Raw genomic sequence first — 22548 nt, 5'->3', positions numbered from 1 at the left:
ACGCAATCCGCCCCGGTGGCAGCCGCAAAGCCGACATAACCCTCACCCGCCTCGCGCGGGAAGGCGATGACAGGCAAGCCGGGATGCTTGGCTTTCAGCGCCGAGATGATGCGGGCCGCGGGCTTCACGGCGAAATCGGTGAAATCCTGACCTTTCAAGCTGCCAGCCCACGAGTCGAACAGCTTCACCACTTCCGCCCCCGCCTGCACCTGCATCGACAGGTAATCAATCGTGGCCTCCGTGATGACGTCGATCAGGGCCGAGAACGTCGCCCGGTCCGAAGCCTTCAGCGCATGTGCCGCGCCCTGGTCCTTGGACCCGCGCCCGGCGATCATATAGGTCGCCACGGTCCAAGGCGCGCCGGCAAAGCCGATCAGCGCCGTCTCTTTCGGCAATTCCCGCGCCAGAATCCGCATGGTTTCATAGATCGGCGCCAGTTTGTCGTGAATATCGTCCTTCGGCTTCAGCGCCTTGACCCCGGCCATCGTCGTGATGGTCGACAAACGTGGGCCCTCGCCGGTTTCAAACCACAGATCCGCCCCCAAAGCCTGCGGCAAAAGCAAGATGTCGGCGAACAGGATTGCGGCATCAAAGCCATAGCGGCGGATCGGTTGCAGCGTCACTTCCGCCGCCAGGTCCGAGTTGTAGCACAGCGACAGGAAGTCCCCGGCCTGCGCCCGCGTGGCGCGGTATTCGGGCAGATAGCGCCCGGCTTGCCGCATCATCCAGATCGGCGGGGTGGGAAGGATCTCGCCCGCCAAAGCGCGCAAAAGGGTTTTCTGGGTCATGGCAGGCTCCGTGTCGAATGTGTCTTCAGCAGCATAGGATGAATTGACCGTCTTGTGCCAGTTGTCAGGGCAGATTGACAGCGTTATGCCTAAGCCATGACACACGCGCTTCCCAGCCCCGCCCAACCCTTCAAGATCGGCACCCGTGGTTCTCCGCTTGCTTTGTGGCAAGCGCATGAGGTCAGGCGCAGTCTGATGGAGGCGTTCTCGCTACCCGAAGAGGCGTTTGAGGTGGTGGTGATCAAGGTCACCGGCGACCAGATCCTCGACAAGGCGCTGAAGGAAATCGGCGGCAAGGGGCTTTTCACCCGCGAGATTGAAGAGGCCCTGCTGGCTGGCGGCATCGACATTGCTGTGCATTCCATGAAGGACATGCCGACGGTACAGCCCGCGGGCCTGTTGCTGGACTGCTACCTGCCGCGCGAAGACGTGCGCGATGGCTTCGTCTCGCCCACCGTTCCGGCGCTGATGGACCTGCCGCAAGGGGCCGTTGTCGGCTCCTCCAGCTTGCGGCGGCGGGCACAACTGGCGCATCGGAGGCCGGACCTGAAACTGGTGGAGTTTCGCGGTAACGTGCAGACTCGCATGAAGAAATTGGCCGACGGTGTGGCGTCGGCGACCTTCCTGGCCATGGCTGGCCTGAACCGTCTGGGCATGGCCCACGCTGCTCGCTCTGCGATTGCTGTCGAGGAAATGCTTCCCGCCGTCGCCCAAGGTGCCATTGGCATCGAGCGTCGCACCGCCGACCCAAGGGCCGAGGCGATGCTGGCCGCCATTCACCACACGCCCACCGGCCAGCAACTGACGGCAGAGCGGTCCTTCCTCGCCCACCTGGACGGATCGTGCGAAACGCCGATTGCAGGGCTTGCCGTGCTGGACGGCGGCTCGCTGTGGCTGCGCGGCGAGATTCTCCGCCCGGATGGCTCCAAGGTGATCACTGGGGACCTGCGTGGCCCTATCGCCGATGGCGCCGATCTTGGCCGCGCCCTTGCAGCAGAATTGCTGGGCCGGGCCGGGCCGGGCTTCTTCAGCTAAACGTCATACCGCGTTACTCCGCGCCGCAATTCGTCGACCGGTTGGGTCAGGATCGCTGCCTGATGCGCTCTTTGGTCGCAGTTGGCGCGGGGGCAAATCCGGCAGTTGATGCCGATCTGCGTCATCCTTGCATCCGGCATCGAGAAGGTCTCGGCATAGCCAATCTCGGGCGCGTATTGGATCGCGCAGCCCATCGCTACCGCCAGCCGGTTGTCCTGCGCGTGCCGCTCCCAGGTCGGGCGGTCGACGGTGCGCGAGAAGACGAAGAACTGGCTGCGGTCGGGCATCTCGACAAACTGCGGCATGATCCGGCCCGGTGTGCGGAAACTGGTGTGAACATCCAGCCGAGGACATGCGCCGCCGTATTCGGCAAGGTGGAAGTCGGACGCGTTGAAGCGCTTGGTCACGTTGCCGCCCTTGTCAATGCGCAGAAAGAAGAACGGCACACCCTGGGCGCCTTCCCTCTGCAAGGTGGTGGCGCGGTGGCAGGCCTGTTCAAAGCTGACACCGAAGCGGGTGGCGATATGGTCGAAGTCGTATTTTGATGCCTTCGCCTCGGCCAGAAATGCCGCATAGGGCATCAGCACGGCGGCGGCGAAATAGTTCGCCAGCTCCACCCGCAGGCGCGCCACACCGCGTGGGTCCGTGATACCGCTGCGCTGGATCAGGGCATCCAGCAGGGCGCGCTGCTCCAGCAACCCAGCCATATGCACCAGCTGGAAGGTCCTGTTGGGGTGATCCAGCGCCTCGGACAGCAGAATCTCCCGGCGGGTTTCGTCATATTGGCGCAGGGCTCCCGGCAGATCCTCCACCCGGCAAAGGCGAACGTTGACGCCCAGCCTGTCCCGCAGTCGGCGTTTCAGGGCGACGTAAAGCTCATCGCGGTCAATCGGTTCGGGCCAGAAGGATCCGGCGACTTCTTCTAGCTCGCGAAAATGGTTGCGGTTGCGGCGGAAGACGTCGTGCACGGCCGCCTCGGGCGAGGCGGTCAGCTGCGGCCCGCCGCTTTCCGTCAGCGAAAGCAACTGGTCCGATACCACCTGATAGCTGCGGTAAAGCGTCATGAAGCTTTGCACCAGTCCCGGAGCATGGACCAAGGCTGCCCGCAGTTGCGGCAGGTCGGGTCGGGTTTGTGTAAACAGCGGCCCCTGGATCACCGCCCGCAGGTCGGCAAGCTGGGCTGTGCCATCCTCTTCGGCAATGTCGCGCCAATCGACGCCATAAGCCTCAAACACCCGCAGCAGGACCTGAACTGATACCGATCTTTCGTTGTTTTCCAGCAGGTTGACATAGGACGGGCTTATGCCAAGCACCTTGGCCATGGCACCCTGGGTTTCCCCGCGTTCCAACCGAAGACGCCGCAGATGGGGGCCAATGAAGGTCTTTTGCATACCGTCGCACACATCTGAAGATTTGTCGTGTTTACAATATTACAGTTCTGAAATTCTGTAAACTTTCGCATTCACAGCGCAACCTGTTTTCATTTTGCACAATTCCGCGCCGGTGCCAAAGGAGGTTCCAGCAAAGCGGAGGACCCCATGCGCACTGGCATCAATCACCTGTTCATTCCCGGCCCGACCAACGTTCCCGAAAGCGTCCGGCAAGCGATGAACGTGCCAATGCAGGACCACCGCGCCCATGACTTCGGCGAGCCCAATGTCGGCATGTTTCGCGACCTGAAGGCGCTGTTCCGCACCGAAGACGGCCATGTGCTGCTGTTCCCCGGCTCTGGCACCGGCGCGTGGGAGGCGGCGATTACCAACACACTCTCGCCCGGCGACCGCGTGCTGATGGCGCGACATGGCCAGTTCTCGGTCCTGTGGGCGCAGATGGCGCAGCGGTTGGGGCTGGAGGTTGACCTGATCGACCTGCCGTGGGGTGCAGGTGCGCCCATCAGCGAATTCGGCCGCAAGTTGGGGGCGGATCGCAAGGGCGAGATCAAGGCGGTCTTCGTCACCCACAATGAAACCGCCACCGGTGTCACCTCTGACATCGCCGCTGTGCGGCGGGTGATGGATGAAAGCTTCCACGACGCGTTGCTGTTCGTCGATGGCGTGTCCTCCATCGGCTGCCTGCCGTTCGAGATGGATGCCTGGGGCGTCGATCTGGCGGTCACCGGCAGCCAGAAGGGCCTGATGTTGCCGCCGGGTCTGGGCATTCTGGGCGTCAGCCCGAAGGCGCTGAAGGCCTCGGAAACCGCAAACATGCGCCGCGCCTATTTTGAGTTCTCCGACCAGATCAAGAACAACGAAACCGGCTATTACCCCTACACCCCGCCCGTCCAACTGCTGCACGGCCTGCGTGCCGCCCTCGCCCGCATCGCGGAAGAAGGTCCTGAAAACGTCATCGCCCGCCACCGTCGCCTTGCCGCAGGCGTCCGCGCCGCCGTGAAGGCCTGGGGGCTAGAGGTTTGTGCCGAAAGCCCCTCGCTCTACTCTGACACCGTCACCGCAATCCGCACGCCCGAAGGTGTCGACGCGCGCGACGTCATCCGCATCGGGTACGACCGTTACAACGCCTCGTTCGGTTCGGGCCTTGGTCCCTTGGCGGGCAAAGTCTTCCGCATTGGCCATATCGGCGACAGCAACGAGGGCATGTGCCTGACCGCCATCGCCTTGGCCGAACTGTGCTTGGCGGCGGCAGGGGCCAAGATTGAATTCGGCTCGGGAGTCGCTGCAGCGCAGGCCATCTACGCCCAGCCCATGATCCAAGCCGCCCAGATTGCCGCAGAATAAGAGGACTTCCAGATGAGCCACACCCTTCACCCCATGCGCAAAGCGCGTCTGCAACGCTCGGAACTGGCGGTTCCGGCTTCGAACCCCACGATGATCGACAAGGCGGCGGATGGTCCGGCGGATTACGTCTTTTTGGACTTGGAGGATGCGATTGCTCCCTCCGAGAAAGTGCAAGCGAGGAAGAACGCCATTCAGGCGCTGAATGACATCGATTGGCGCGCCAAGGGCAAGACGGTTTCGGTACGGATCAACGGGCTCGACACCCACTACATGTACCGCGACGTGGTTGACGTGATGGAGCAGGCTGGCGACCGCGTCGATACGCTGCTGGTGCCCAAGGTCGGCGTTACAGGCGACCTCTACATGGTGGAAGCCATGGTCAACCAGATCGAGCAGGCCAAGGGCTTCAGCACCCGCGTCGGCCTTGAGGCCTTGATTGAAACCGCCCTCGGCATGGCAAACGTTGAAGCCATCGCCCAGTTCGGCGGCCGGCTGGAGGCTCTGCACTTCGGCGTGGCAGATTTTGCGGCCTCGATGCGGGCACGGACCACGAATATCGGCGGGCTGAACCCGCACTATCCGGGCGACCAGTGGCACGCCTCGATCAGCCGGATGGTGGTGGCCTGCCGTGCCTATGGTCTGCGGGCGATCGACGGCCCGTTCGGCGATTTCAGCGATCCGGAAGGTTACAAGGAGGGGGCCCGGCGGGCAGCGGCCTTGGGGTGTGAGGGGAAATGGGCGATCCACCCCTCGCAGATCAATCTTGCAAACGAGGTTTTCTCGCCGCCGGACACTGAGGTGACCCGCGCCCGCCGCATCATCGAGGAACTACGCAAGGCCGAGGCACAGGGCAAAGGGGCAGCACAACTGGATGGCCGCATGATTGATGCGGCCTCGGAACGGATGGCGATGAACGTGCTGGTTCTCGCCGACGCCATCGCCGCAAAATAGGGGAGGGACAGATGGACATTCACGAATATCAGGCCAAGGAAATCCTCGCCCGCTTCGGCGTGCCGGTGCCGCGTGGCGGGTTGGCTTATAGCCCCGAACAGGCGGGATACCGGGCGCGGGAACTGGGCGGCAATGCCTGGGTCGTCAAGGCGCAGATCCACTCCGGCGGACGCGGGGCCGCAGGCGGTGTGAAACTGTGCAAGACCCCGGATGAGGTGCATGCCTTCGCCGCCACCCTCTTCGGAAAGCAGCTTGTCACCAAGCAGACCGACGCCAACGGCAAGGGCGTTTACCGCGTCTGGGTCGAGGGCGCTTCGGATATCGCGCAGGAACTCTACCTCGGTTTCGTGCTGGACCGGAAATCCGAGCGGATCATGATCGTCGCCTCGGCCCATGGCGGGATGGAGATTGAAGATCTGGCGGACAAGGACCCGAACTCCCTACGCCGTATGTCGATCGACCCGGCCATCGGCCTGACCGAGTTTCAAGCCCGGGAACTGGCCTTCCAATTGGGCTTGAAAGGCGGGCAGATCGCCCAGATGGTCACCACACTCCGCGCCTGCTACCGCGCCTACCGAGACCTGGATGCGGTGATGGTCGAGATCAACCCTCTGGTCATCACGCGATCTGGCGACCTTGTGGCGCTGGATGCCAAGATGTCCTTCGACACCAATGCCCTGTTCCGCCAGCCGCAAATCGCCGAACTGCGCGACCGCAGCCAGGAGGACCCGCGCGAAAGCACCGCGGGCGATCATGGCCTGTCCTATGTCGGCCTTGAGGGCGATATCGGCTGCATCATCAACGGCGCCGGTCTGGCGATGGCCACGATGGACATGATCAAGCTGGCGGGCGGCGAGCCGGCCAACTTCCTCGACATCGGCGGCGGCGCCTCGCCCGAGCGGGTGGTGCGGGCGTTCCGTACCGTGCTGGCGGATGGCAATGTCTCGGTCATCCTTGTCAACATCTTCGCCGGCATCAACCGCTGCGACTGGGTCGCCCAAGGCGTGGTGCAGGCTTACAAAGAGGTCGGCCTGACCATCCCGGTGGTTGTCCGTCTGGCAGGCACCAATGTCGAGGAAGGTCAGGAGATCATCCGCACCTCCGGCCTGCCGCTGATCTCGGCCGACTCGCTCGCCGAGGCCGCCGCTGCCGCCGTCTCCGCCCGCCCCCGCAAAGCCGCCTGAAGGAGGACCACATGGCCATTCTCATCACCGAAAAGACCCGCGTCATCGTTCAGGGCATGTCGGGCCGCATCGGCAGCTTCCACGCCGCCGACATGATCAAGCACGGCACCAACGTCGTAGGCGGCGTCACCCCCGGCAAGGGCGGCGAGACCATCCTTGACCGTCCGCTCTTCAACACCGTCCGGGAAGCCGTTGAAGCAACCGGCGCTGAAGCCTCCCTCATCTTCGTGCCACCGCCCTTCGCGGCAGATGCGATCATGGAGGCTGCGGATGCCGGCATCCGCACCGCCGTCTGCGTGACCGACGGTATCCCCAGTCAGGACATGATGCGCGTCAAGCGCTTCCTGCGCCGCTACCCGGTGGAGCGCAAACTGCGCCTGATCGGGCCGAACTGCGCCGGGGTGATCTCACCCGGCAAAGGCTTCATGGGCATCATGCCGCCGCATATCTACATGCCGGGCCGCATTGGCATCGTTGGCCGTTCCGGCACTCTGGGTTATGAGGCTGCCGCGCAGATGAAGGCTTTGGGCATCGGCGTCTCCACCTCAGTCGGCATCGGCGGTGATCCCATCAACGGGTCAAGCTTCCGCGACATTCTGGAACTGTTCGAGGCTGACACCGAGACCGATGCCGTGATGATGATCGGCGAAATCGGTGGCCCGCAGGAAGCCGAGGCTGCCGCCTATGCGCGCGACCAGATGCGCAAGCCGGTCGTGGCTTACATCGCCGGGTTGTCGGCGCCCAAGGGCCGCAAGATGGGTCACGCCGGGGCCATCGTCTCGGCCTTCGGGGAAAGCGCGCAAGAGAAGGTGGAAATCCTCGCCGCCGCTGGAATAACTGTCGCGCCAAACCCCTCGGCCATGGGGCAGACCATGGCAACAGTTCTGGCGCGGCGTCAGGCGGCATGAGGGAAGGGAGACTGAACCTGTGCCTTTTGGCTTCCCTGCGGCGTCCGTTGCAGTCTTCCTGGGGCCAAGAAAGCAGGTTTGCCCAATTGAAGAGAGGCAGAACGCGGTCGGGCGCCTTTCCTACGGATTGTCAGCTTATGATCCGAAGACCCGCCACATGGCACCCGAACCTTTTCAGATCAGAGGGTGGCGTGCAGTCCGCGCGGCGGAGGCCCGTCCGTCGCCCCACCCGATTCCGATCCATGCTAGGGGTCAGATCGGATCAGCCAATCCAGAATTGACCAGACGTTCCATCTGAATCAAGGCTGATTCAAAGTCGCCAACGTCGGCATCTGCTCCCGTGATCCCGGCAATGGCCACGTCACCGGCGGCGATTGGGCCACAGACCAGGATCTTGGCTTTCGGTTTGCTGATCCGCAACGCCACGATCAGTTTCAGCAGGGCGGGCAGTGACCTTTTGGTTGTCGCGGAGAGGCCAATCAACGCTGTATCGCGTTGTGCCATGAGGTCGACAAGTTCCTCGTGCCTATAACCAAGGAAAAGGTCGATATCCCAACCCCGGTCCCGCGCCATGTCAGCCGCCATCGCAATACCCAGCGTGTGGTTCTCGCCGGGGACAACCGCGAACATCGCTGCGCGGCGCAGATCAGGGGTGTGGGTGCTTTTTTGCAGCCGCAGAATGCGCAGAATGGCATAAATCCGCCCTGCGGCGATGGTCACCCTGTAGAACGAGACCTTGTCCTCGTCCCACCACGCCCCAAGCCTTCGGCTCGCCTCGGCCAAGTAGAAGCGGTATAGGGCGTCATAGCTTGCACCTTTGCGCTGCGCCTGTTCGATCAGGGTGATGGCCGCAGCTTCATCGGGTGAAAAAAGCGCCTCGCAGAGGGCGTCGATTTCCTCGGAACTCGGTCGAACGTCGACAGGCAACATGACGTTCAAGTTGTCGGCGACCCGCTTGACCACTTCCTGGGCGAGGACGGTCAGCGCCGCCTCTGGCAGGGATTTGCGAATGACCTCTATCTCGGAAAATGCGAGTGCGAGCTTCTGTCTGTCCAACAGCATATGACCAGACATCTTGACCTCCCCCAAAGTCAGTCGCGTCATTGAACTCAGAGAACTGCGCGCCTCCGTTTGCCAATGGCTTTACACTCTATCTCGGCGTGAGCATCTGACAAGGCCTGCGCGAAGATATCCTCAGACGAATGAGCCTGCATGGCCTTGGGACCGTTGTTCACCCCTGAGTTTCAGGGGTTCTGGGCACATTTTAGAGTCTAAACCAGGCAGAGGTCGCCGCGCGCTGGCCGGATCTGGAGGCACAGGCACGCAATGCTTCAAGCCTTGGGCGCTGCGATTCGAGGCCAAAGGCTATGGTCCAGACTGGATGGCACGCCGTCGTGCCCCGTTTGCGACACGGGAACACCTTGTCAGGGGGGGCGGAAGGCTGTCACCCCAGATCGAAGAAGCGGGCCAGTTCGACGTCCGGCACCTTCTTGCGAAACGCGTCGTGCTGGCTTTCTCTGGTTGCCGAGAAGGTTTCCACAAAGCGCGGGCCAAGCCAGTCTTTTGCAAATTCCGACCCCCGCAGCCGTTCAATCGCCTCGGGCATGGAGCGGGCATAGTCCGGACCGGGGGCGGGGTTGGCGTGACCGTTGCCCAAGACCTCTGCTTCCGGCTCGATCCGTTCCAAGACGCCGGCTATGCCGGCGGCAAAGGTGGCTGCAGAGGTCAGATAGGGGTTGGTGTCTCCCCCCGGTAGTCGGTTTTCGACACGGAGCGATCCGGCATCATGACCCACGACGCGGAAACAGGTGGTGCGGTTTTCATAGCCCCATGTCAGACCCGGTGGTGCGAAGGTGCCGGGGGCAAAGCGGCGGTAGGAGTTGACGGTCGGCAGGAAGATCAACGACAGATCGCCGATGTATTTCTGCAATCCACCCAGGAAATACCGAAAGGTCTGCGAGATGCCATGTGGGCGGCTTGGGTCATGGAACAACGTCGCACCCGATGTGTCTTTCAGGCTGACATGAAGGTGTATCGACTGACTGTCGGCTTCTTCGCTCCAGCGCGGCATGAAGGTAACGGATCGGCCCTGTCGCAAGGCCAACGCCCGGATGAAGTTCTTCAGCAGCACAAGTTGATCGGCCGGCCCGACGCCCTCGCCTGCGCCAATGCAGGCCTCCATGAAGCCGGAACCGATTTCCTCATGCATCTTGGCAAGGTCAATGCCCAAAGGCTCGCAGATGCCCGCAACCGCCTCGTACCATTCGGTTTGCATCGCCTGATACAGGATCAGGTCGTGGCTGGGGTGCATCGTGGCCGTCTTGAGGTTGCGATAGCCCTTGGCCCGGGCACTTTCAGGGGTTTCGTCGAATAGGGTATATTCAAGCTCCATCCCGTATTTCGGCACCAAGCCGGCGGCGCCGGCCCGGCCGATGACCTTGCGCAAAAGGGCGCGAGGGCAGATCTCGGCTGTCGTGCCGGTGAAGTTCGACAGCACCAGCAGATCATAGCCCGGCTTCGACCACGGCAGGCGGCGGATCGACGAAGGGTCAAGCTGCAGCGGGTCATCGTGAAAATCGCCGGTGTCGTCCGTCACTCCCGGCATGTTCAGCAGCACATCGGTCGGGTCCAGCGACAGTTGCGCCGGGGCCATGCCCATTCCCGCCTGTGCAATGCCTTTCAGGCTGCGCGTGGACACCATCTGCCCCCGCAACAGGCCATTGCTGTCGGCCATGGCGACGGTGGCAAAGCGGTTCGCCGGGTCGGCGATGTAGTCGTCAAGGGTCATGGTTCACCTGTGGGAGGAGGGCTTGGCAGGTTTTCAAGGCAGGTCAGATCGCTGGCGGGATGGGTGGAGTAGGCTTTCAGGAAGACGCGCAGGCCGTTGGTCAGGTAGCGGGAAATTCCGGCGCGGTCCGGCGGGGCATCCGGCATGTACAGCGCCTGCGTCCGCGGGGCCGACAGGATCAGCCCCCACAGATCCTGCGCCGCAAGTTCAGCATCGTCAAAGACCAGAAGGCCAGCCGCCCGCCGCCCCTCCAGCCAATCCATCACACCTGCCAGCACCTTGTCGGGGCCAGAGGCCTGATAGGCCCGCCCAATCTCGGGAAACCGCTGCACCTCGCCAATAATCAACCGGGCGAGCGACAGCATGTCGGGCCGCATCACCGTGTCGGCATAATGCCAGGCGAAGGCGTGTAATTGTTCAACCAAGCTGCCGGACCCCTGGGAGTCAAACGGCTGCAGCAGGTCATCGCGCTTGGCCCGCATCATAGCGGTGAACAATTGCTCCTTGCTGTCGAAATACTGATACAGCGTCGGCTTGGTAATCCTCGCCTCCGCCGCGACGGCATCGACCGAAGCCCCCGAATAGCCGTTCTGCGAGAACACCTTCAATGCAGCGGCAAGAATGGCCTGTTCCTTGTCGATGCGGTTTTGCGCCCGGCGCGGCAGCTGGTTCACGCGATCACCTTCGCGAGAAAATCCATAAGATGCCGATTGTAAACCTCCGGAGCCTCTACGTTGCAAACATGCCCGACGCCTTCGATCACCTCGAACCGAACATCCGGCTGCGGCGCCCTGTCGAGGATGCGGCCCGCGATCCCCCGAATTTCGGCCGGCGGTGCAAGACGGTCAAATTCTCCGGTCATCAACAAAACCGGCATCGTCAGGCGCGAGAAGTCAAACCGCTCCAACGGGTTGGTGAAGCACAACAGCGCATCGCGGTAGGTCGAGGCCGGGATCGACGCCATCGACGCCCGCAGCGCCTCGCGCACCGCGTCCGAGGCATTTGGGCCCGCCAGAACCTTCACCACGGCCGGCGCGAAGTCGGCGGGCACCTGACCTGCGTTCAACGGCACTTCGCGGCTGACCCGAAACGACTCGCGCTCCTCTGGTCCGGCTTCCGACATGCCCGTGCAGCCGCCCGACAGCACCAACCCGGCCAGAAGCTCCGGATAATGCATGGCAAACGAGGTGGCAATCCAGGACCCGTAGGACAGCCCCACCAGCACCAGCTTGTCAGCGCCCAGCACCTGCCGCACCCGCAGGATATCGGCGATGTAGTCGTCCACACCTGTCTGGCGTGGGCCAAGCGTGGACTCGCCATATCCCCGTAAATCCATGGCCGCCGCATGGGCGACGCCGCCCACGGCCCCAAGCTGCGCCGTCCAGTTGAACCGTCCTCCGCCGATGCCATGCAGGAACATCACCAGCGGGCCGGGTTTCGTGGATGTGACAGACAAAGCCAGCCTTGGCAGGTCGTCAATCAACAAGGTTTCAATCGGGACGGGGGGCGACGGCGGCTGCACCGCTTCCGATGTAACCCCAGCCTCTGCCAGCATGGCAAGGGCGGAAATACCGTCGTCGAAGATTGCCTTCGTCCCGACCGCAATCTGCGCCGCGCGCGCTGGAGCAGCCTGCAGCGTGGCCGTCATCGTGATCACCGAACCGCCTCGCTCCGCCGCACCCACGGTCAGCCGGGCGTTGTAGCTTTGCGCGCCTTCAATGCCCTCCAGATGCCGGTAAGCATAGGTTCGGTCGCTGTCCGAGAAATAAGTCAACTGCTCGCGATAGGTCTTGCCCTCGCCCTTCGCGGTGAAGGCGCGGATCAGCGCACCATTCGGTCCGCGTTCGGCCTGCATGGTCGCCAAAGCCGGATGCCACAGCCCGCAAAAGTCGCGGGCAATGGCCCAGACCGCCTGCGGCTCGGCTGTCGAGAAGCCGATGGCATGGACCTGCTCGCGCGCCACCTCAGCGCAGCGCCTTCAACGAACCGGCATCTCCGCGCCACAGAGACGATCTTGCCGCGCCCTCATCGCCGGGGGCGTCGTCGATCTCGTCCATCTCGTACAGCGCCAATACGCCCATGTAATCCTCCATGATTTCAGAGGTATAGGGCAGCATCAGCGCCCCACAGCGGCTGTCGCGATACATCCGCTCCAGCGGCAAGGATTTCAGCATCGACTGGCCACCGCAGGTGCGGATCGCCAGCGCCGCAATCTCCTGCACGCCTTCCATGACGTTGTACTGCGCGGCATACATTCGCATCACCTCGGCCTTCGACGGGAAGGGCTTCGCCTCGGAAAACGCCTGCCACCACAAAGCGCGCATGTTGGCCAGACGGGCGTACATCTTCCCAACCGTGATGCGCTTGGTGGCATACATCCGACGGTCGATCGGCGGCTGGCCGGGGGTCTTGCCTTTCAGATAGTCGATCATGAAGTCATAGGCGCCCTGCGCCAGCCCCATATAGGTCGGGCTCAGCGTCGCCATCATGTGCGGCCAGTTCGGCAGCGTCTTGCCGAAGATGCCGCGCGGCATCAGCATATCTTCTTCCGTGACAAACACATCCTTCAGGATCAGATCACGCGAGTTCGTTCCGCGCATCCCCAGCGGGTCCCAATCGCCTTTCACCGACAGCCCCGGCGCATCCTTGTGGACGACGAACAGCACGGTGTCCTCGTGCCGAGGCTCCATCCCCTCAAACACCTCGGTGCAGACGATGGTGTAGTAATCGCAATACCCCGCGAGGCTGGCGAACTTCTTGAAGCCAGAAATCTTCCAGCCCCCCTCCACCTTGCGGCACTGAGTCTGGTTCGGCTTCGATGTCCAGTTCTGCCCGCCCTCCGAAATCGGCTGCGAATAGATCGCCTTCTCGGCCATCGCCCGTCTGAACTGCCGTTCCCGCAACGGCGCGAAGGCGGCGCGGTCTTCGTCGGTCAGGTTCGCCATCTCAAACGTAAACCGCGACCATGCCATCGAGGAGTTGTGCATGTTGAAGGTCAACGCCGTGGCGCCGCAGTACTTGGCGATCTCGGCCCCCACCATGGCGTATTCGAACATGGAAAAGCCCATGCCGCCGAATTCCACCGGGATGCACAGGCCAAGGAAGCCCTCGTCGGCCAAGTCCTTGTAATTCTCCACCGGAAAGCTGGCATCAATGTCGATGCCCACGGCACGCGGCACGAACCTGTCACGCCCCAGTTCGTTGACGCGGGCCAAGACGGCCTGCACTTCAGGGCGGATGCGGCTGAGGTCGTAGTAGTCGGAAATATCGCTCATCTGTGTTCCCTCAGGCGCTTACAGCGCCAACTCCCCCTGAAGCACGCCCGCCTTGACGACGATCTTGCCGTCCAAAGCGATGGTGCAGTTGCGCATCGGCAAATCGAAATGGCCGAGCGTATAGCGTCCCGCATACTGGTTCGCTCCGGTCGACCACAGGAAGCTGCCCGGCAAGGCGCGGAACTCCACCGCCTGCATGTCGCGCTTGTCGTACATGGCGGCGGAGACCCACTTGGCCCCGGGGTTCACCCCCCAGCCCACATGGGAAATCCCGTAAGCGTTGCGGTCGCCCCAAGCCTCCATGTACTCGCGCAGGTGCAGGGCATCGATGCCGTCACCCTTGATGGCGGTCACGAAGTCATTCTCAACGGTGAAGTCGATCCGGCTGGTCAGGTACGTCTTGAACGTCAGGTTCATGTCCCCCACGTCCATCACAACCCTTCCATTCACGGCGTTCTTGCCAGGAAACGCCAGACACAGCCCACCCGGCCAATGCGCCACCCCGCCCGGTTGGGTGGAAAACCCCGGAGTTCCCCCACAGGGCGCATCGCGCAGGTCAATCGTCAGGTCCGTACCCACAGCCGAGGTCACGCGCATCTCGGACGCCTCCCGCAGCATCTGAATGCCCAGCGTCACCCGTGCTGCATGTTCCGCCTTGGGTTCGGTCCGCTCCAGAATCTCCGGATGTTCGTTGGTGATCACCAACAGCCGCGCCCGCCCGGCATCCTCGATCTCCGGCCACTCCGGCGCATGGATCAGCCCCTCCACCGTGCAATCCACGATGACATCCTGCAGCTTCAACGCCTCGATCACCGAGCGGTTCTGCTGGATCGCCCAGGACGTGCCGGTGGATTTCACCGGAACCGGGGCGGTCTGCGGCGGGGTCGGCATGGTGATGATGCAGAAATCCGCGCCAAGGTGATAGGCGGCCAGTTCAGACAGATGCACCAGAACCGGACGGGACTGCGTCTCGGCAATGATCGCCACCTTCGTCCCGGCCCCGATGCCGTTCAGGGCGAACACCCGCCGGAAGGCCGCCAGCCATTTCCCCTCGACCCGTTCCTGAAGCATCGCAAATCCCCCACAGCTCCGGATAAATCTTTACCCGACAGTTAAGCTTTAGGGGGCCGCAACAGTCTGTCAACTGAATGTTGAAGCCTGGGGTTCCTGGGGGGCGAAGTGCGGCAGACCACAAACCGGGCAATCTCCGCGCCGGGTGAGCAAGATCACGCGGGTTTCGGCGTAAAGCGCGTCGTGGATCAGCAGGCGGCCGCGCAGGGTCATCCCGGCACCGGTGATGTGCTTGACCGCCTCCATCGCCATCATCGCACCGATGACACCGGGCAAGGGGGCGGCCACCCCGGCCTCGGCACAGGTTGGCACCATGCCGGGGGCGGGGCGGTCTGGGAAGACGCATTCATAGCAGGGCGAGCCGTGGGCGGGGTCATAAAGGCTGATCTGCCCCTCCCACTGGGTGATTGCCGCCGAAATCAGGGGCTTGCCCGCCTTGGTCGCTTCGCGGTTGACCAGATAGCGGGTGTCGAAATTGTCAGAACCATCGAGGATCAGGTCATAGTCGCCCAGGACTGCCGCAGTCTCATGGTCAAAACGGCGTTGATAGGGGCGCACTTCGACGAAGGGGTTCAGCGCGTTGATCGCCTCCATCGCCGATTGCACCTTCGGCAAGCCGATGCCTTGATCCTTGTGGATGATCTGGCGTTGCAGGTTGCTGGCATCGACCGTGTCATCATCCATGACGCCAATCACGCCAACCCCCGCCGCCGCCAGATACAACAAAGCCGGAGAGCCCAGGCCGCCCGCCCCGATGACCAGCACCTTGGCCGACCTGAGCGCTTTCTGCCCCGGCCCGCCAATTTCGCGCAGCAGGATGTGGCGAGCGTAACGGTCCAATTCCTCGGCTGAAAATTTGCCGCTGGCGACGGGGACCACCGGCGCTGGCGCCTGGCGTTTCAGCCGGCGCAGAATGACAAGATAGGCCAGACCCAGAAGGGCCAGCACGCTCAGCGCGGCCCAGATCCGCAGATCGCCGCCCAGGATTTGGCGCAGTCCATTGCCCTCTGGCAAGACCCCCAGCGCCAGGCCCGCAGCGAGCCAGATCACGCCCATCGTCACGAGTCGTTGCCGCACCGGGGCACGCAGGGCCACGCCCAACCCCCACAAAGCCGCCAGAAGGATCAGAACCACCGCCATGCAAGCCCCTTTCGTCAGAACCTCTGTCATAGCGCATTGGCGGGGCAAGACACCATTGCCGACAAACATCCGCACAAGGCATGTGCAGGCCAATGGCTTGCGATTTCGTCCTGCCTGTTTCTATGCTGCGATGAAAGCAAAGGGGGTTGCCGTGAAGAAGATTGGGTTTCTGTCCTTCGGCCATTGGTCCCCCTCGCCGCAATCCGGGACAAGGTCAGCCGGTGAAGCGCTGCTGCAATCCATCGACCTTGCACAGGCGGCGGAAGACCTTGGCGCTGACGGCGCCGATTTCCGCATTCACCACTTTGCCCGGCAACTGGCCTCGCCCTTTCCGTTGCTTGCGGCCATCGGGGCCCGCACCAAGACGATCGAGATCGGCACGGCCGTCATCGACATGCGCTATGAAAACCCGCTTTACATGGCAGAGGATGCCGGGGCTGCCGACCTGATCTCGGGCGGACGGTTGCAGTTGGGCCTCAGCCGGGGCTCGCCCGAACAGGTGATCGAAGGCTTCCGCCATTTCGGCTATACCCCGGCCAAGGGTCAGACGGACGCCGACATGGGGCGGGGTCATGCCGAGGTTTTTCTGGACGTGCTGGACGGGGAGGGCTTTGCGCAACCCAACCCGCGACCGATGTTTCCCAATCCCCCGGGCCTGTTGCGTCTGGAGCCGCATTCGCCCGGCCTGCGCGACCGGATCTGGTGGGGCTCTGGCTCCAACGCCACGGCGATCTGGGCCGCACAGAAGGGGATGCACCTGCAAAGTTCCACCCTCAAGGATGACGAAACCGGAGAGCCGTTCCACGTCCAGCAAGCCCGCCAGATTCTGGCCTATCGGCAGGCTTGGGCCGAGGCCGGGCACACCCGCCCTGCCCGCGTTTCCGTCAGCCGCAGCATCTTCCCGCTGCTGGACGACCGCGACCGCGCCTTTTTTGGCCAAGGTCGGCCCGAGCGGGATTCCATCGGCATGATCGACGAACGGACCCGTGCCATCTTCGGCCGCAGCTATGCCGCCGAACCGCAAGCGCTGATTGACGCCTTGCGCAGGGACGAGGCGATTGCGCTGGCCGACACCCTGCTGCTGACAGTGCCCAACCAATTGGGCGTCGATTACAACACCCATGTGATCGAAGCCATCCTGACCCGGATTGCCCCGACCCTGGGCTGGCGCTGAACACCGTTAACAGGGTCCTTTGATACCTCCTTGCCTTGCGGCCTGATTTGACCGAAATGTCCGTCACACGACGGATTTCGCCAGAAGGTTGCCCCGCCATGCCAATTCGCCTGTTTTGCAATGCGCCGGGAAAGTACACGACACCTTATCTGGACAGGCTCAAGTCGCTGGCCGGAAACGAGATCGAGGATGTCGTCCATCTTGGCGACACCGACGCAGATTTCAAAGCCTCCGCGCTGTCGCGGATGGACACAAGGCGGGCCAAGCGAGGGCATCTGATGGACGGGCAGTCCTACAGGGCCGCCAACCTGCAGCTTCTGGCCGAACCGGAGTTCCGCCAGATGATGGAAACCACCGTGGATCAGATGAACCGCTTTGGTCCGGCCTATCGCTACCGTCCGCACAACCTGCAGAACCTGCAGGATTATCTGGACTACTATCACATTTTGGCCGACGTCATGGCCGGCAAGCTGATCGACGCGCGCTCGACCCACGTGCTGTTCTTCAACATCCCCCACCTAGTATATGACACAGTCCTGTATCACGTCGCCCGCTCGCTTGGGCTCAAGACCATTATCCTGACCCTGTCGCACTTCCCGAATACGTCGTTCTCGATGGAAAAGATCTCGGACTACGGCTGGTTCGATCTGGCCGCCTCGAACGCCGCCCCTTGGCCCATTGAACGGGGCAAGGTCACAGAGTTGTTTTACATGCCAAAGATGGACGCCGAGGCTGCGAAGAAGGGTCACCTCAGCCTCAAGGGCTTTGGCCATTTCCTGGCCTATACGCTGACGAAGAAGCCCCTGTCCGCCTTCAATCCCGTCTATCTGGCGCGGACCTTGGCCCGCATGAACCGCATCTACGGCGACTTCCCGAAATGGCGCGATCCTTTTGCCCGCTTCTTTGATGAAAACGAACTGGCCTATTTCGAACATCTTGCCGACTACGAAGGCCAGAAGGTCGATTTCGACGCCAAGTACGTCTACTTCCCCATGCACCTGCAGCCCGAGATGACCACTTCGGCCCTTGGTGGGCGCTATCGTGACCAATGCCTGGCCATTGAGGACCTGTCGCGCTCCCTGCCGCCGGACTGGCTGATCTATGTCAAGGAAAACCCCAAACAGGGGGCCTATGCGCGCGGACCGATGTTCTTTCACCGGCTGAAGCGCATTCCGAACGTCCGCTTCATGCCGTCGGATGCGGATACTCACACCTTGATCGCCAAATCGCAGTTTGTGGCCGTCATCTCCGGCACGGCGGGATGGGAGGCCATCAAGAAGGGCAAGCCCGCGGTGGTCATGGGGAACGCCTGGTTCCGCATGCTGCCGGGGATCTTCGGCTTCTCAGCGGACATGGATTGCGCAGCGATCGCCGCCACCAAGATCGACCATGAAGCGCTGGAGGCGGCAACGGGGGCCTTGGTCGCACGCGGGCATGCTGGGGTTGCTGTGCGCGGCTGGGAGAAGGTGCTGGACAACTACGACGCAGACAAGAATGTCGACAACATCGCGCGCGCGGCCTTGGGTCTGCTGCGCGGAGAAGTCCCTTTTTCGTTCACGAAGCCCTAGTGCCCAGCCAAAACGGCTGCGCAACGGTCAAAGTCGGCCAGCGTGTCGATGTCATGGGACCGCGCCTCTGGCATGGCAAAGCAGCCGATCCGCCCACCATCAAGCCTGCGATGACGGCGCAGCCACCCGGTGTCGATGACGTAAACCGCCCCATTGGGCCTCACCACCGGCGGCAAGGACTGCCGGTTGGAAAAGGTGAAGGCCGGGTTGTTCAAAGGCTGAAACCTGTCCCCGTCCAGCAGCCCCCATTTCAGCACACCCCTGTCTGCCTCGCGCACGCTCATCACCAGATCGAAACCGCCCTTGTCAAAGAGGGCGAGTCCCGCTGCAATGTCCTGCGCCTGTCGCAGCGGTGAGGTGGGTTGCAGCAGGACCATGACGCCGTCCGCAGGCTCCTGGGTGTCCAGGTGATGCAGCAGGACGTCAATCATCGGCGTGCTATCGCCCGCAAACTCGGCCGGGCGCTGCAAGGCCTTCACCCCCAGCGGCAATTCCGCTGCCAGAATTGCGGGAATGTCGGTGGAGATCACCACCTGCCCGATCCCAGCCTGCAGCGCATGATCGACAGAATGGCGATACAGCGGCACCCCATTCAGGGGCCGCACGCACTTGCCCGGCAGGCCCTTTGACCCGCCGCGTGCAGGCACAAAAGCAAAGATATCATCGCGCATGGCAGCCTCTCAATTACTTCCGCTGGACTGCTTGACATGCCAAGGTGCAAAAAGCCAATAGCACGCAACGCCGCGCAATTCCGGAGTCTGCCATGAAAATCGCCCATCGTTCCATAGGCCCGGATCACCCGCCGCTGGTCATCGCGGAAATTGGCATCAACCATGGCGGATCGCTGGACGTTGCCAAAGAGATGGTCCGGCTTGCCGCGGGTTCAGGCTGCGAGATCATCAAGCACCAGACCCACTGCATCGACGATGAGATGACGGATGAGGCGAAGTCGATCTTCCCACCGAATGCCGATGTCTCGATCTGGCACGTAATGGAACGCTGCGCCCTGTCGGCAGAGGCCGAGATTGAGCTGAAGCGCTACACCGAAAGCCTTGGCCTGATCTACCTGTCCACGCCGTTCAGCCGCAAAGCCGCTGACTTCCTTGAAGAGATCGGCGTCTGCGCCTTCAAGATCGGCTCGGGCGAGGCCGACAACCTGCCGCTGATCCGCCATATCGCCCGCAAGGGCAAGCCGGTGATCCTGTCGACGGGTATGCAGACCATTGAAACGATCCGCCGATCCGTCGCCATTCTGGACGATGCCGGGATCGACTATGCGCTGCTGGAATGCACCAACCTGTATCCAAGCCCCCCTGAAATCGTGTCCTTACGTGGAGTGACCGACCTGAAAGCCGCCTTCCCGCGCGCCGTGGTGGGGTTCTCGGATCATTCCATCGGGCCGGAGATGGCGCTGGCTTCTGTGGCCTTGGGCGCATGCATTCTGGAGCGGCACTACACCGACAGCCGGTATCGCAAGGGCCCAGACATCATCAACTCGATGGATCCGGCGGAACTGCGGTTTCTGATCGACCGCTCGAAGGAAATCTGGATCGCGGCCAACAACCCCAAGCAGCGGACCGAAGCCGAAGAGCCGGTCTATCGCTTTGCCCGCGCTTCTGTCGTTGCCGACCGCGATCTGCCCGAAGGCCACCTGATTGCCGAGGCTGATATCTGGGCCCGCCGTCCCGGTTCTGGCGAAATCGCCGGCTATGATTTCGATAAGGTCGTAGGCCGCAAGCTGACACGTTCGGTGACCCGCAACACCCAGTTGCGTTGGTCAGATCTGGCCTGACCGATGGCACGCAGCATCCTTTTCGTCACGGGCACCCGGGCCGACTATGGCAAGCTGGCGCCCCTTGCCACCGTGGTGCGAGATGCAGGCTTTGACGTCAGCTTTTTTGTCACTGGCATGCACATGATGGCGCGCTACGGGCTGACCAAGACCGAGGTCCATCGTCTGTCGGGCGTAAGGGTCCATGAATTCCTCAACCAGCGACCGGATGATCCGCAGGATATCGTGCTGGCCAAGACCGTTATCGGCTTTTCGGATTTCGTTCAGGAAATGCGCCCTGATCTGGTGGTGATCCACGGCGACCGGATCGAGGCGACCGCCTGTGCCCTTGTCACCGCCACCAACTACGTCCGCTCCGCCCATATCGAGGGTGGCGAGGTGTCCGGCACGATTGACGAGGTTCTGCGCCATTGCAATACCAAGCTGGCCAGCCACCATTTCGTCTCGTCCGAGGATGCTGCCCGACGGGTGCAGGCCCTGGGTGAACCGCCGGATTATATACACGTCATCGGCTCGCCCGAACTCGACGTGCACGGGCTGGACTCGGGCGTGACGCTGGATGAAGTCAAACGGCGCTATGAGATTGCGTTTGACGATTACGGCATCTGTACCTTCCACCCCGTCACGTCCGAATCCGACACGATGGGCGCGCAGGCCGAGGCGCTGTTTTCCGCCCTGCAAGACAGTCACCGCCCGTTTGTGGTCATCGCACCCAACAACGACCCCGGATCGCAAAGCATCTTCGCCGTCATCAACAAACTGCCGAAGGCGCAGTTCCGCGTGATCCCCTCGCTGCGCTTCAACTACTTTTCCGAACTGATGAAGAACGCAGCCTGCATCGTTGGCAACTCCAGCGCGGGGGTCCGCGAAGCGCCGTTTCTTGGCATCGCCTCTCTGGACGTAGGCTCTCGCCAGACCAACCGCGCCTTGTCACCCACGGTGACAGCGGTCAGCGCCACCGACCATGACGGCATTCTGCAGTTTCTGGCGACTCAGTGGGGCGCCCGCTTTGCGCGCCACAGCGCCTATGGGCAGGGCCTTGCCTCCACCCGGTTCCTGACCGTGCTGCAGCGGGAGGCGTTCTGGGCCAGCCCGCTGCAAAAGACATTCCACGAGGCGGACTGACCTTCAGGCCAGCAACCACGTGCCCGCAAGGCAGAAGTCCGTCCGCCGTTTGTTGATGGGGCCTAAGGGCTCTTCGACCAACTCAAAGTAATGCACATCGCCATCGGTGTCGTGGCGGTAGTGCCAGTTGCGCTTGAAATAGGCTTTCAGAAAACGGGCATTGGCGGTGCGACCATCGACCAGGATCAGCGTCCCAGGCTCCAGCAAGAACTCGATGCGCAGGATGTCGGCAGACATCGGCATCCGGGCGCGGGTGGTCAGGGAAATCCCGTTCACCTCGGCATCGGTGGCATATTGCGAGGGGCCGTCCAGATAGATGAAATCCGGGCAGATGTTTGGCAAGCGGGAATAGACGGTGGCAATTCGGTTGTCATGCAGGATCATTTCGACGCTGCTGCGCGTGACCGTGGCATAGGGCGCCAACCCCTGCCCCAGACGGGCGCGGGTGATGTCGAGGTAATGCGGCGCCTCTTCGACGGCATGAACGTGGAAGGGCTGATCAACCCGCGTATTGGCCTTGGCCCATGTTGCGAAATGCTGATGCAGGATCTGGTGGGCGTGGGCCAGAATGGCCGTTGAAAACCCGCTGCCGAATTCCAGCGTGCACAACACACGACGGCTCAGCACCAGATGATGCAGGCGAGCCAGGTCAGCGTAGTCCGGCTCGAACGGTTTGGTTGCGGCCGCAGACACTGCCCGATCCAATGCAGAGTCCTGTGCTTGCAGTCGGTCAGCTTCAAGGTCGCGGCAGAAGGTGTCCAGCTTGAACCACGCGACATAGGCGGCGGCTTGGGCCGGGTCGTTGAAGGAGTCGGGGGTGAAGCCCGCCACAAAGGCCTGAACGGCCGCAAAATCCGGCGCAACGTCTGCCCAAAGTTCCATGTCCAGGATCCTAATGTTGTTCGGCGTGATACCTGCAGGGTGTCACTGAACATCCTGCAAGCTAATTTCTGCGGTCAGGCTCCCGCGGTTGCAACGGTTTTCTTCTGGCCCCTCAGGTTTAGGCGACGATTA

Annotated in this window: 20 protein-coding genes; 9 read left to right on the top strand and 11 right to left on the bottom strand. The window is 62.5% G+C overall.

Annotated features, from left to right (window positions below; all coding sequences use genetic code 11):
• Positions 1–788, bottom strand: a 788-nt coding sequence (hemE, locus tag AC1Y2B_RS20965) for a uroporphyrinogen decarboxylase (protein ID WP_482255080.1), incomplete at its 3' end; no start/stop codon positions are given.
• Between the two features lie 96 nt (positions 789–884).
• Here hemE and hemC point away from each other — a divergent pair.
• Positions 885–1823: a hydroxymethylbilane synthase gene (gene hemC / locus AC1Y2B_RS20960; RefSeq protein ID WP_482255079.1), complete on the top strand. Its 939-nt coding sequence runs from the start codon at positions 885–887 to the stop codon at positions 1821–1823.
• Here the strand turns inward: hemC and AC1Y2B_RS20955 are convergent.
• Positions 1820–3214, bottom strand: coding sequence for a helix-turn-helix domain-containing protein (locus tag AC1Y2B_RS20955; RefSeq protein WP_482255078.1), 1395 nt, complete (start codon positions 3212–3214; stop codon positions 1820–1822). The genes hemC and AC1Y2B_RS20955 overlap by 4 nt on opposite strands.
• A 147-nt stretch (positions 3215–3361) precedes the next feature.
• Here AC1Y2B_RS20955 and AC1Y2B_RS20950 point away from each other — a divergent pair, with 147 nt between their 5' ends.
• From AC1Y2B_RS20950 to sucD, 4 genes are read left to right on the top strand one after another with little or no spacing between them, the layout of a single operon-like run.
• Positions 3362–4558 carry a pyridoxal-phosphate-dependent aminotransferase family protein gene (locus AC1Y2B_RS20950; RefSeq protein ID WP_482255077.1) on the top strand — a complete coding sequence of 399 codons (1197 nt, stop codon included), beginning with the start codon at positions 3362–3364 and terminating at the stop codon, positions 4556–4558.
• A gap of 12 nt (positions 4559–4570) precedes the next feature.
• Positions 4571–5509, top strand: a complete 939-nt coding sequence (locus AC1Y2B_RS20945) for an HpcH/HpaI aldolase/citrate lyase family protein (RefSeq protein ID WP_482255076.1) — start codon at positions 4571–4573, stop codon at positions 5507–5509.
• 11 nt (positions 5510–5520) lie between these two features.
• The gene (locus AC1Y2B_RS20940; protein ID WP_482255075.1) at positions 5521–6693 is read left to right on the top strand and encodes a malate--CoA ligase subunit beta; all 1173 of its coding nucleotides are present in this window, start codon (positions 5521–5523) and stop codon (positions 6691–6693) included.
• Positions 6694–6704: 11 nt separating this feature from the next.
• Positions 6705–7601, top strand: a complete 897-nt coding sequence (gene sucD / locus AC1Y2B_RS20935; protein WP_482255074.1) for a succinate--CoA ligase subunit alpha — start codon at positions 6705–6707, stop codon at positions 7599–7601.
• A 252-nt stretch (positions 7602–7853) separates the two neighbouring features.
• Here the strand turns inward: sucD and AC1Y2B_RS20930 are convergent, their stop codons facing one another.
• The 7 genes from AC1Y2B_RS20930 to AC1Y2B_RS20900 all read right to left on the bottom strand — a co-directional run bounded on the left by AC1Y2B_RS20930 (position 7854) and on the right by AC1Y2B_RS20900 (position 15875).
• On the bottom strand, positions 7854–8675 hold the full coding sequence (locus AC1Y2B_RS20930) for a cobalamin B12-binding domain-containing protein (RefSeq protein WP_482255073.1): 822 nt from the start codon (positions 8673–8675) through the stop codon (positions 7854–7856).
• 370 nt (positions 8676–9045) lie between these two features.
• Positions 9046–10389 carry a glutamine synthetase family protein gene (locus tag AC1Y2B_RS20925; protein ID WP_482255072.1) on the bottom strand — a complete coding sequence of 448 codons (1344 nt, stop codon included), beginning with the start codon at positions 10387–10389 and terminating at the stop codon, positions 9046–9048.
• Complete coding sequence (locus tag AC1Y2B_RS20920) at positions 10386–11063, bottom strand: TetR/AcrR family transcriptional regulator (protein WP_482255071.1); 678 nt, start codon at positions 11061–11063, stop codon at positions 10386–10388. Before AC1Y2B_RS20920 ends, AC1Y2B_RS20925 begins: the two co-directional genes overlap by 4 nt.
• Positions 11060–12352 carry an alpha/beta fold hydrolase gene (locus tag AC1Y2B_RS20915; protein ID WP_482255070.1) on the bottom strand — a complete coding sequence of 431 codons (1293 nt, stop codon included), beginning with the start codon at positions 12350–12352 and terminating at the stop codon, positions 11060–11062. The genes AC1Y2B_RS20920 and AC1Y2B_RS20915 overlap by 4 nt, the downstream gene beginning before the upstream one ends.
• Before the next feature lies 1 nt (position 12353).
• Positions 12354–13664: an acyl-CoA dehydrogenase family protein gene (locus tag AC1Y2B_RS20910; RefSeq protein WP_482255069.1), complete on the bottom strand. Its 1311-nt coding sequence runs from the start codon at positions 13662–13664 to the stop codon at positions 12354–12356.
• Positions 13665–13682: 18 nt separating this feature from the next.
• The gene (locus tag AC1Y2B_RS20905) at positions 13683–14735 is read right to left on the bottom strand and encodes a 2,5-dihydroxypyridine 5,6-dioxygenase NicX family protein (RefSeq protein ID WP_482255068.1); all 1053 of its coding nucleotides are present in this window, start codon (positions 14733–14735) and stop codon (positions 13683–13685) included.
• 69 nt (positions 14736–14804) lie between these two features.
• Positions 14805–15875 carry a HesA/MoeB/ThiF family protein gene (locus tag AC1Y2B_RS20900; RefSeq protein WP_482255067.1) on the bottom strand — a complete coding sequence of 357 codons (1071 nt, stop codon included), beginning with the start codon at positions 15873–15875 and terminating at the stop codon, positions 14805–14807.
• 151 nt (positions 15876–16026) lie between these two features.
• Here AC1Y2B_RS20900 and AC1Y2B_RS20895 point away from each other — a divergent pair, with 151 nt between their 5' ends.
• Both AC1Y2B_RS20895 and AC1Y2B_RS20890 read left to right on the top strand, forming a co-directional pair.
• Positions 16027–17049, top strand: coding sequence for an LLM class flavin-dependent oxidoreductase (locus AC1Y2B_RS20895; RefSeq protein ID WP_482255066.1), 1023 nt, complete (start codon positions 16027–16029; stop codon positions 17047–17049).
• 98 nt (positions 17050–17147) lie between these two features.
• Positions 17148–18617: a capsular polysaccharide export protein, LipB/KpsS family gene (locus AC1Y2B_RS20890; protein WP_482255065.1), complete on the top strand. Its 1470-nt coding sequence runs from the start codon at positions 17148–17150 to the stop codon at positions 18615–18617.
• Here AC1Y2B_RS20890 and AC1Y2B_RS20885 read toward each other — a convergent pair.
• Positions 18614–19288, bottom strand: a complete 675-nt coding sequence (locus tag AC1Y2B_RS20885) for an acylneuraminate cytidylyltransferase family protein (RefSeq protein WP_482255064.1) — start codon at positions 19286–19288, stop codon at positions 18614–18616. The two genes, AC1Y2B_RS20890 and AC1Y2B_RS20885, sit on opposite strands and share 4 nt — an antisense overlap.
• A 92-nt stretch (positions 19289–19380) precedes the next feature.
• On the opposite strand from AC1Y2B_RS20885, the gene AC1Y2B_RS20880 reads away from it, so the two are divergent.
• Entirely contained in the window at positions 19381–20409 is a 1029-nt protein-coding gene (locus tag AC1Y2B_RS20880) for an N-acetylneuraminate synthase family protein (protein ID WP_482255063.1), read from the top strand.
• Between the two features lie 3 nt (positions 20410–20412).
• Complete coding sequence (gene neuC / locus AC1Y2B_RS20875; RefSeq protein ID WP_482255062.1) at positions 20413–21534, top strand: UDP-N-acetylglucosamine 2-epimerase; 1122 nt, start codon at positions 20413–20415, stop codon at positions 21532–21534.
• Between the two features lie 3 nt (positions 21535–21537).
• On the opposite strand, the gene AC1Y2B_RS20870 is transcribed toward neuC, so the two are convergent.
• On the bottom strand, positions 21538–22416 hold the full coding sequence (locus tag AC1Y2B_RS20870; RefSeq protein WP_482255061.1) for a hypothetical protein: 879 nt from the start codon (positions 22414–22416) through the stop codon (positions 21538–21540).
• Between the last annotated feature and the right edge of the window lie 132 nt (positions 22417–22548).

It is taken from the genome of Stagnihabitans sp., assembly GCF_964946895.1.
This window is presented reverse-complemented; position numbering and strand designations above follow the sequence as displayed.

Excerpts from the sequence above, each read along its gene's own strand:
- hemC (WP_482255079.1), top strand. The coding sequence starts at position 885 with ATGACACACGCGCTTCCCAGCCCCGCCCAACCCTTCAAGATCGGCACC.
- AC1Y2B_RS20955 (WP_482255078.1), bottom strand. The coding sequence starts at position 3,214 with ATGCAAAAGACCTTCATTGGCCCCCATCTGCGGCGTCTTCGGTTGGAA.
- AC1Y2B_RS20950 (WP_482255077.1), top strand. The coding sequence starts at position 3,362 with ATGCGCACTGGCATCAATCACCTGTTCATTCCCGGCCCGACCAACGTT.
- AC1Y2B_RS20945 (WP_482255076.1), top strand. The coding sequence starts at position 4,571 with ATGAGCCACACCCTTCACCCCATGCGCAAAGCGCGTCTGCAACGCTCG.
- AC1Y2B_RS20940 (WP_482255075.1), top strand. The coding sequence starts at position 5,521 with ATGGACATTCACGAATATCAGGCCAAGGAAATCCTCGCCCGCTTCGGC.
- sucD (WP_482255074.1), top strand. The coding sequence starts at position 6,705 with ATGGCCATTCTCATCACCGAAAAGACCCGCGTCATCGTTCAGGGCATG.
- AC1Y2B_RS20930 (WP_482255073.1), bottom strand. The coding sequence starts at position 8,675 with ATGTCTGGTCATATGCTGTTGGACAGACAGAAGCTCGCACTCGCATTT.
- AC1Y2B_RS20925 (WP_482255072.1), bottom strand. The coding sequence starts at position 10,389 with ATGACCCTTGACGACTACATCGCCGACCCGGCGAACCGCTTTGCCACC.
- AC1Y2B_RS20910 (WP_482255069.1), bottom strand. The coding sequence starts at position 13,664 with ATGAGCGATATTTCCGACTACTACGACCTCAGCCGCATCCGCCCTGAA.
- AC1Y2B_RS20905 (WP_482255068.1), bottom strand. The coding sequence starts at position 14,735 with ATGCTTCAGGAACGGGTCGAGGGGAAATGGCTGGCGGCCTTCCGGCGG.
- AC1Y2B_RS20900 (WP_482255067.1), bottom strand. The coding sequence starts at position 15,875 with ATGGCGGTGGTTCTGATCCTTCTGGCGGCTTTGTGGGGGTTGGGCGTG.
- AC1Y2B_RS20890 (WP_482255065.1), top strand. The coding sequence starts at position 17,148 with ATGCCAATTCGCCTGTTTTGCAATGCGCCGGGAAAGTACACGACACCT.
- AC1Y2B_RS20885 (WP_482255064.1), bottom strand. The coding sequence starts at position 19,288 with ATGCGCGATGATATCTTTGCTTTTGTGCCTGCACGCGGCGGGTCAAAG.
- AC1Y2B_RS20880 (WP_482255063.1), top strand. The coding sequence starts at position 19,381 with ATGAAAATCGCCCATCGTTCCATAGGCCCGGATCACCCGCCGCTGGTC.
- neuC (WP_482255062.1), top strand. The coding sequence starts at position 20,413 with ATGGCACGCAGCATCCTTTTCGTCACGGGCACCCGGGCCGACTATGGC.
- AC1Y2B_RS20870 (WP_482255061.1), bottom strand. The coding sequence starts at position 22,416 with ATGGAACTTTGGGCAGACGTTGCGCCGGATTTTGCGGCCGTTCAGGCC.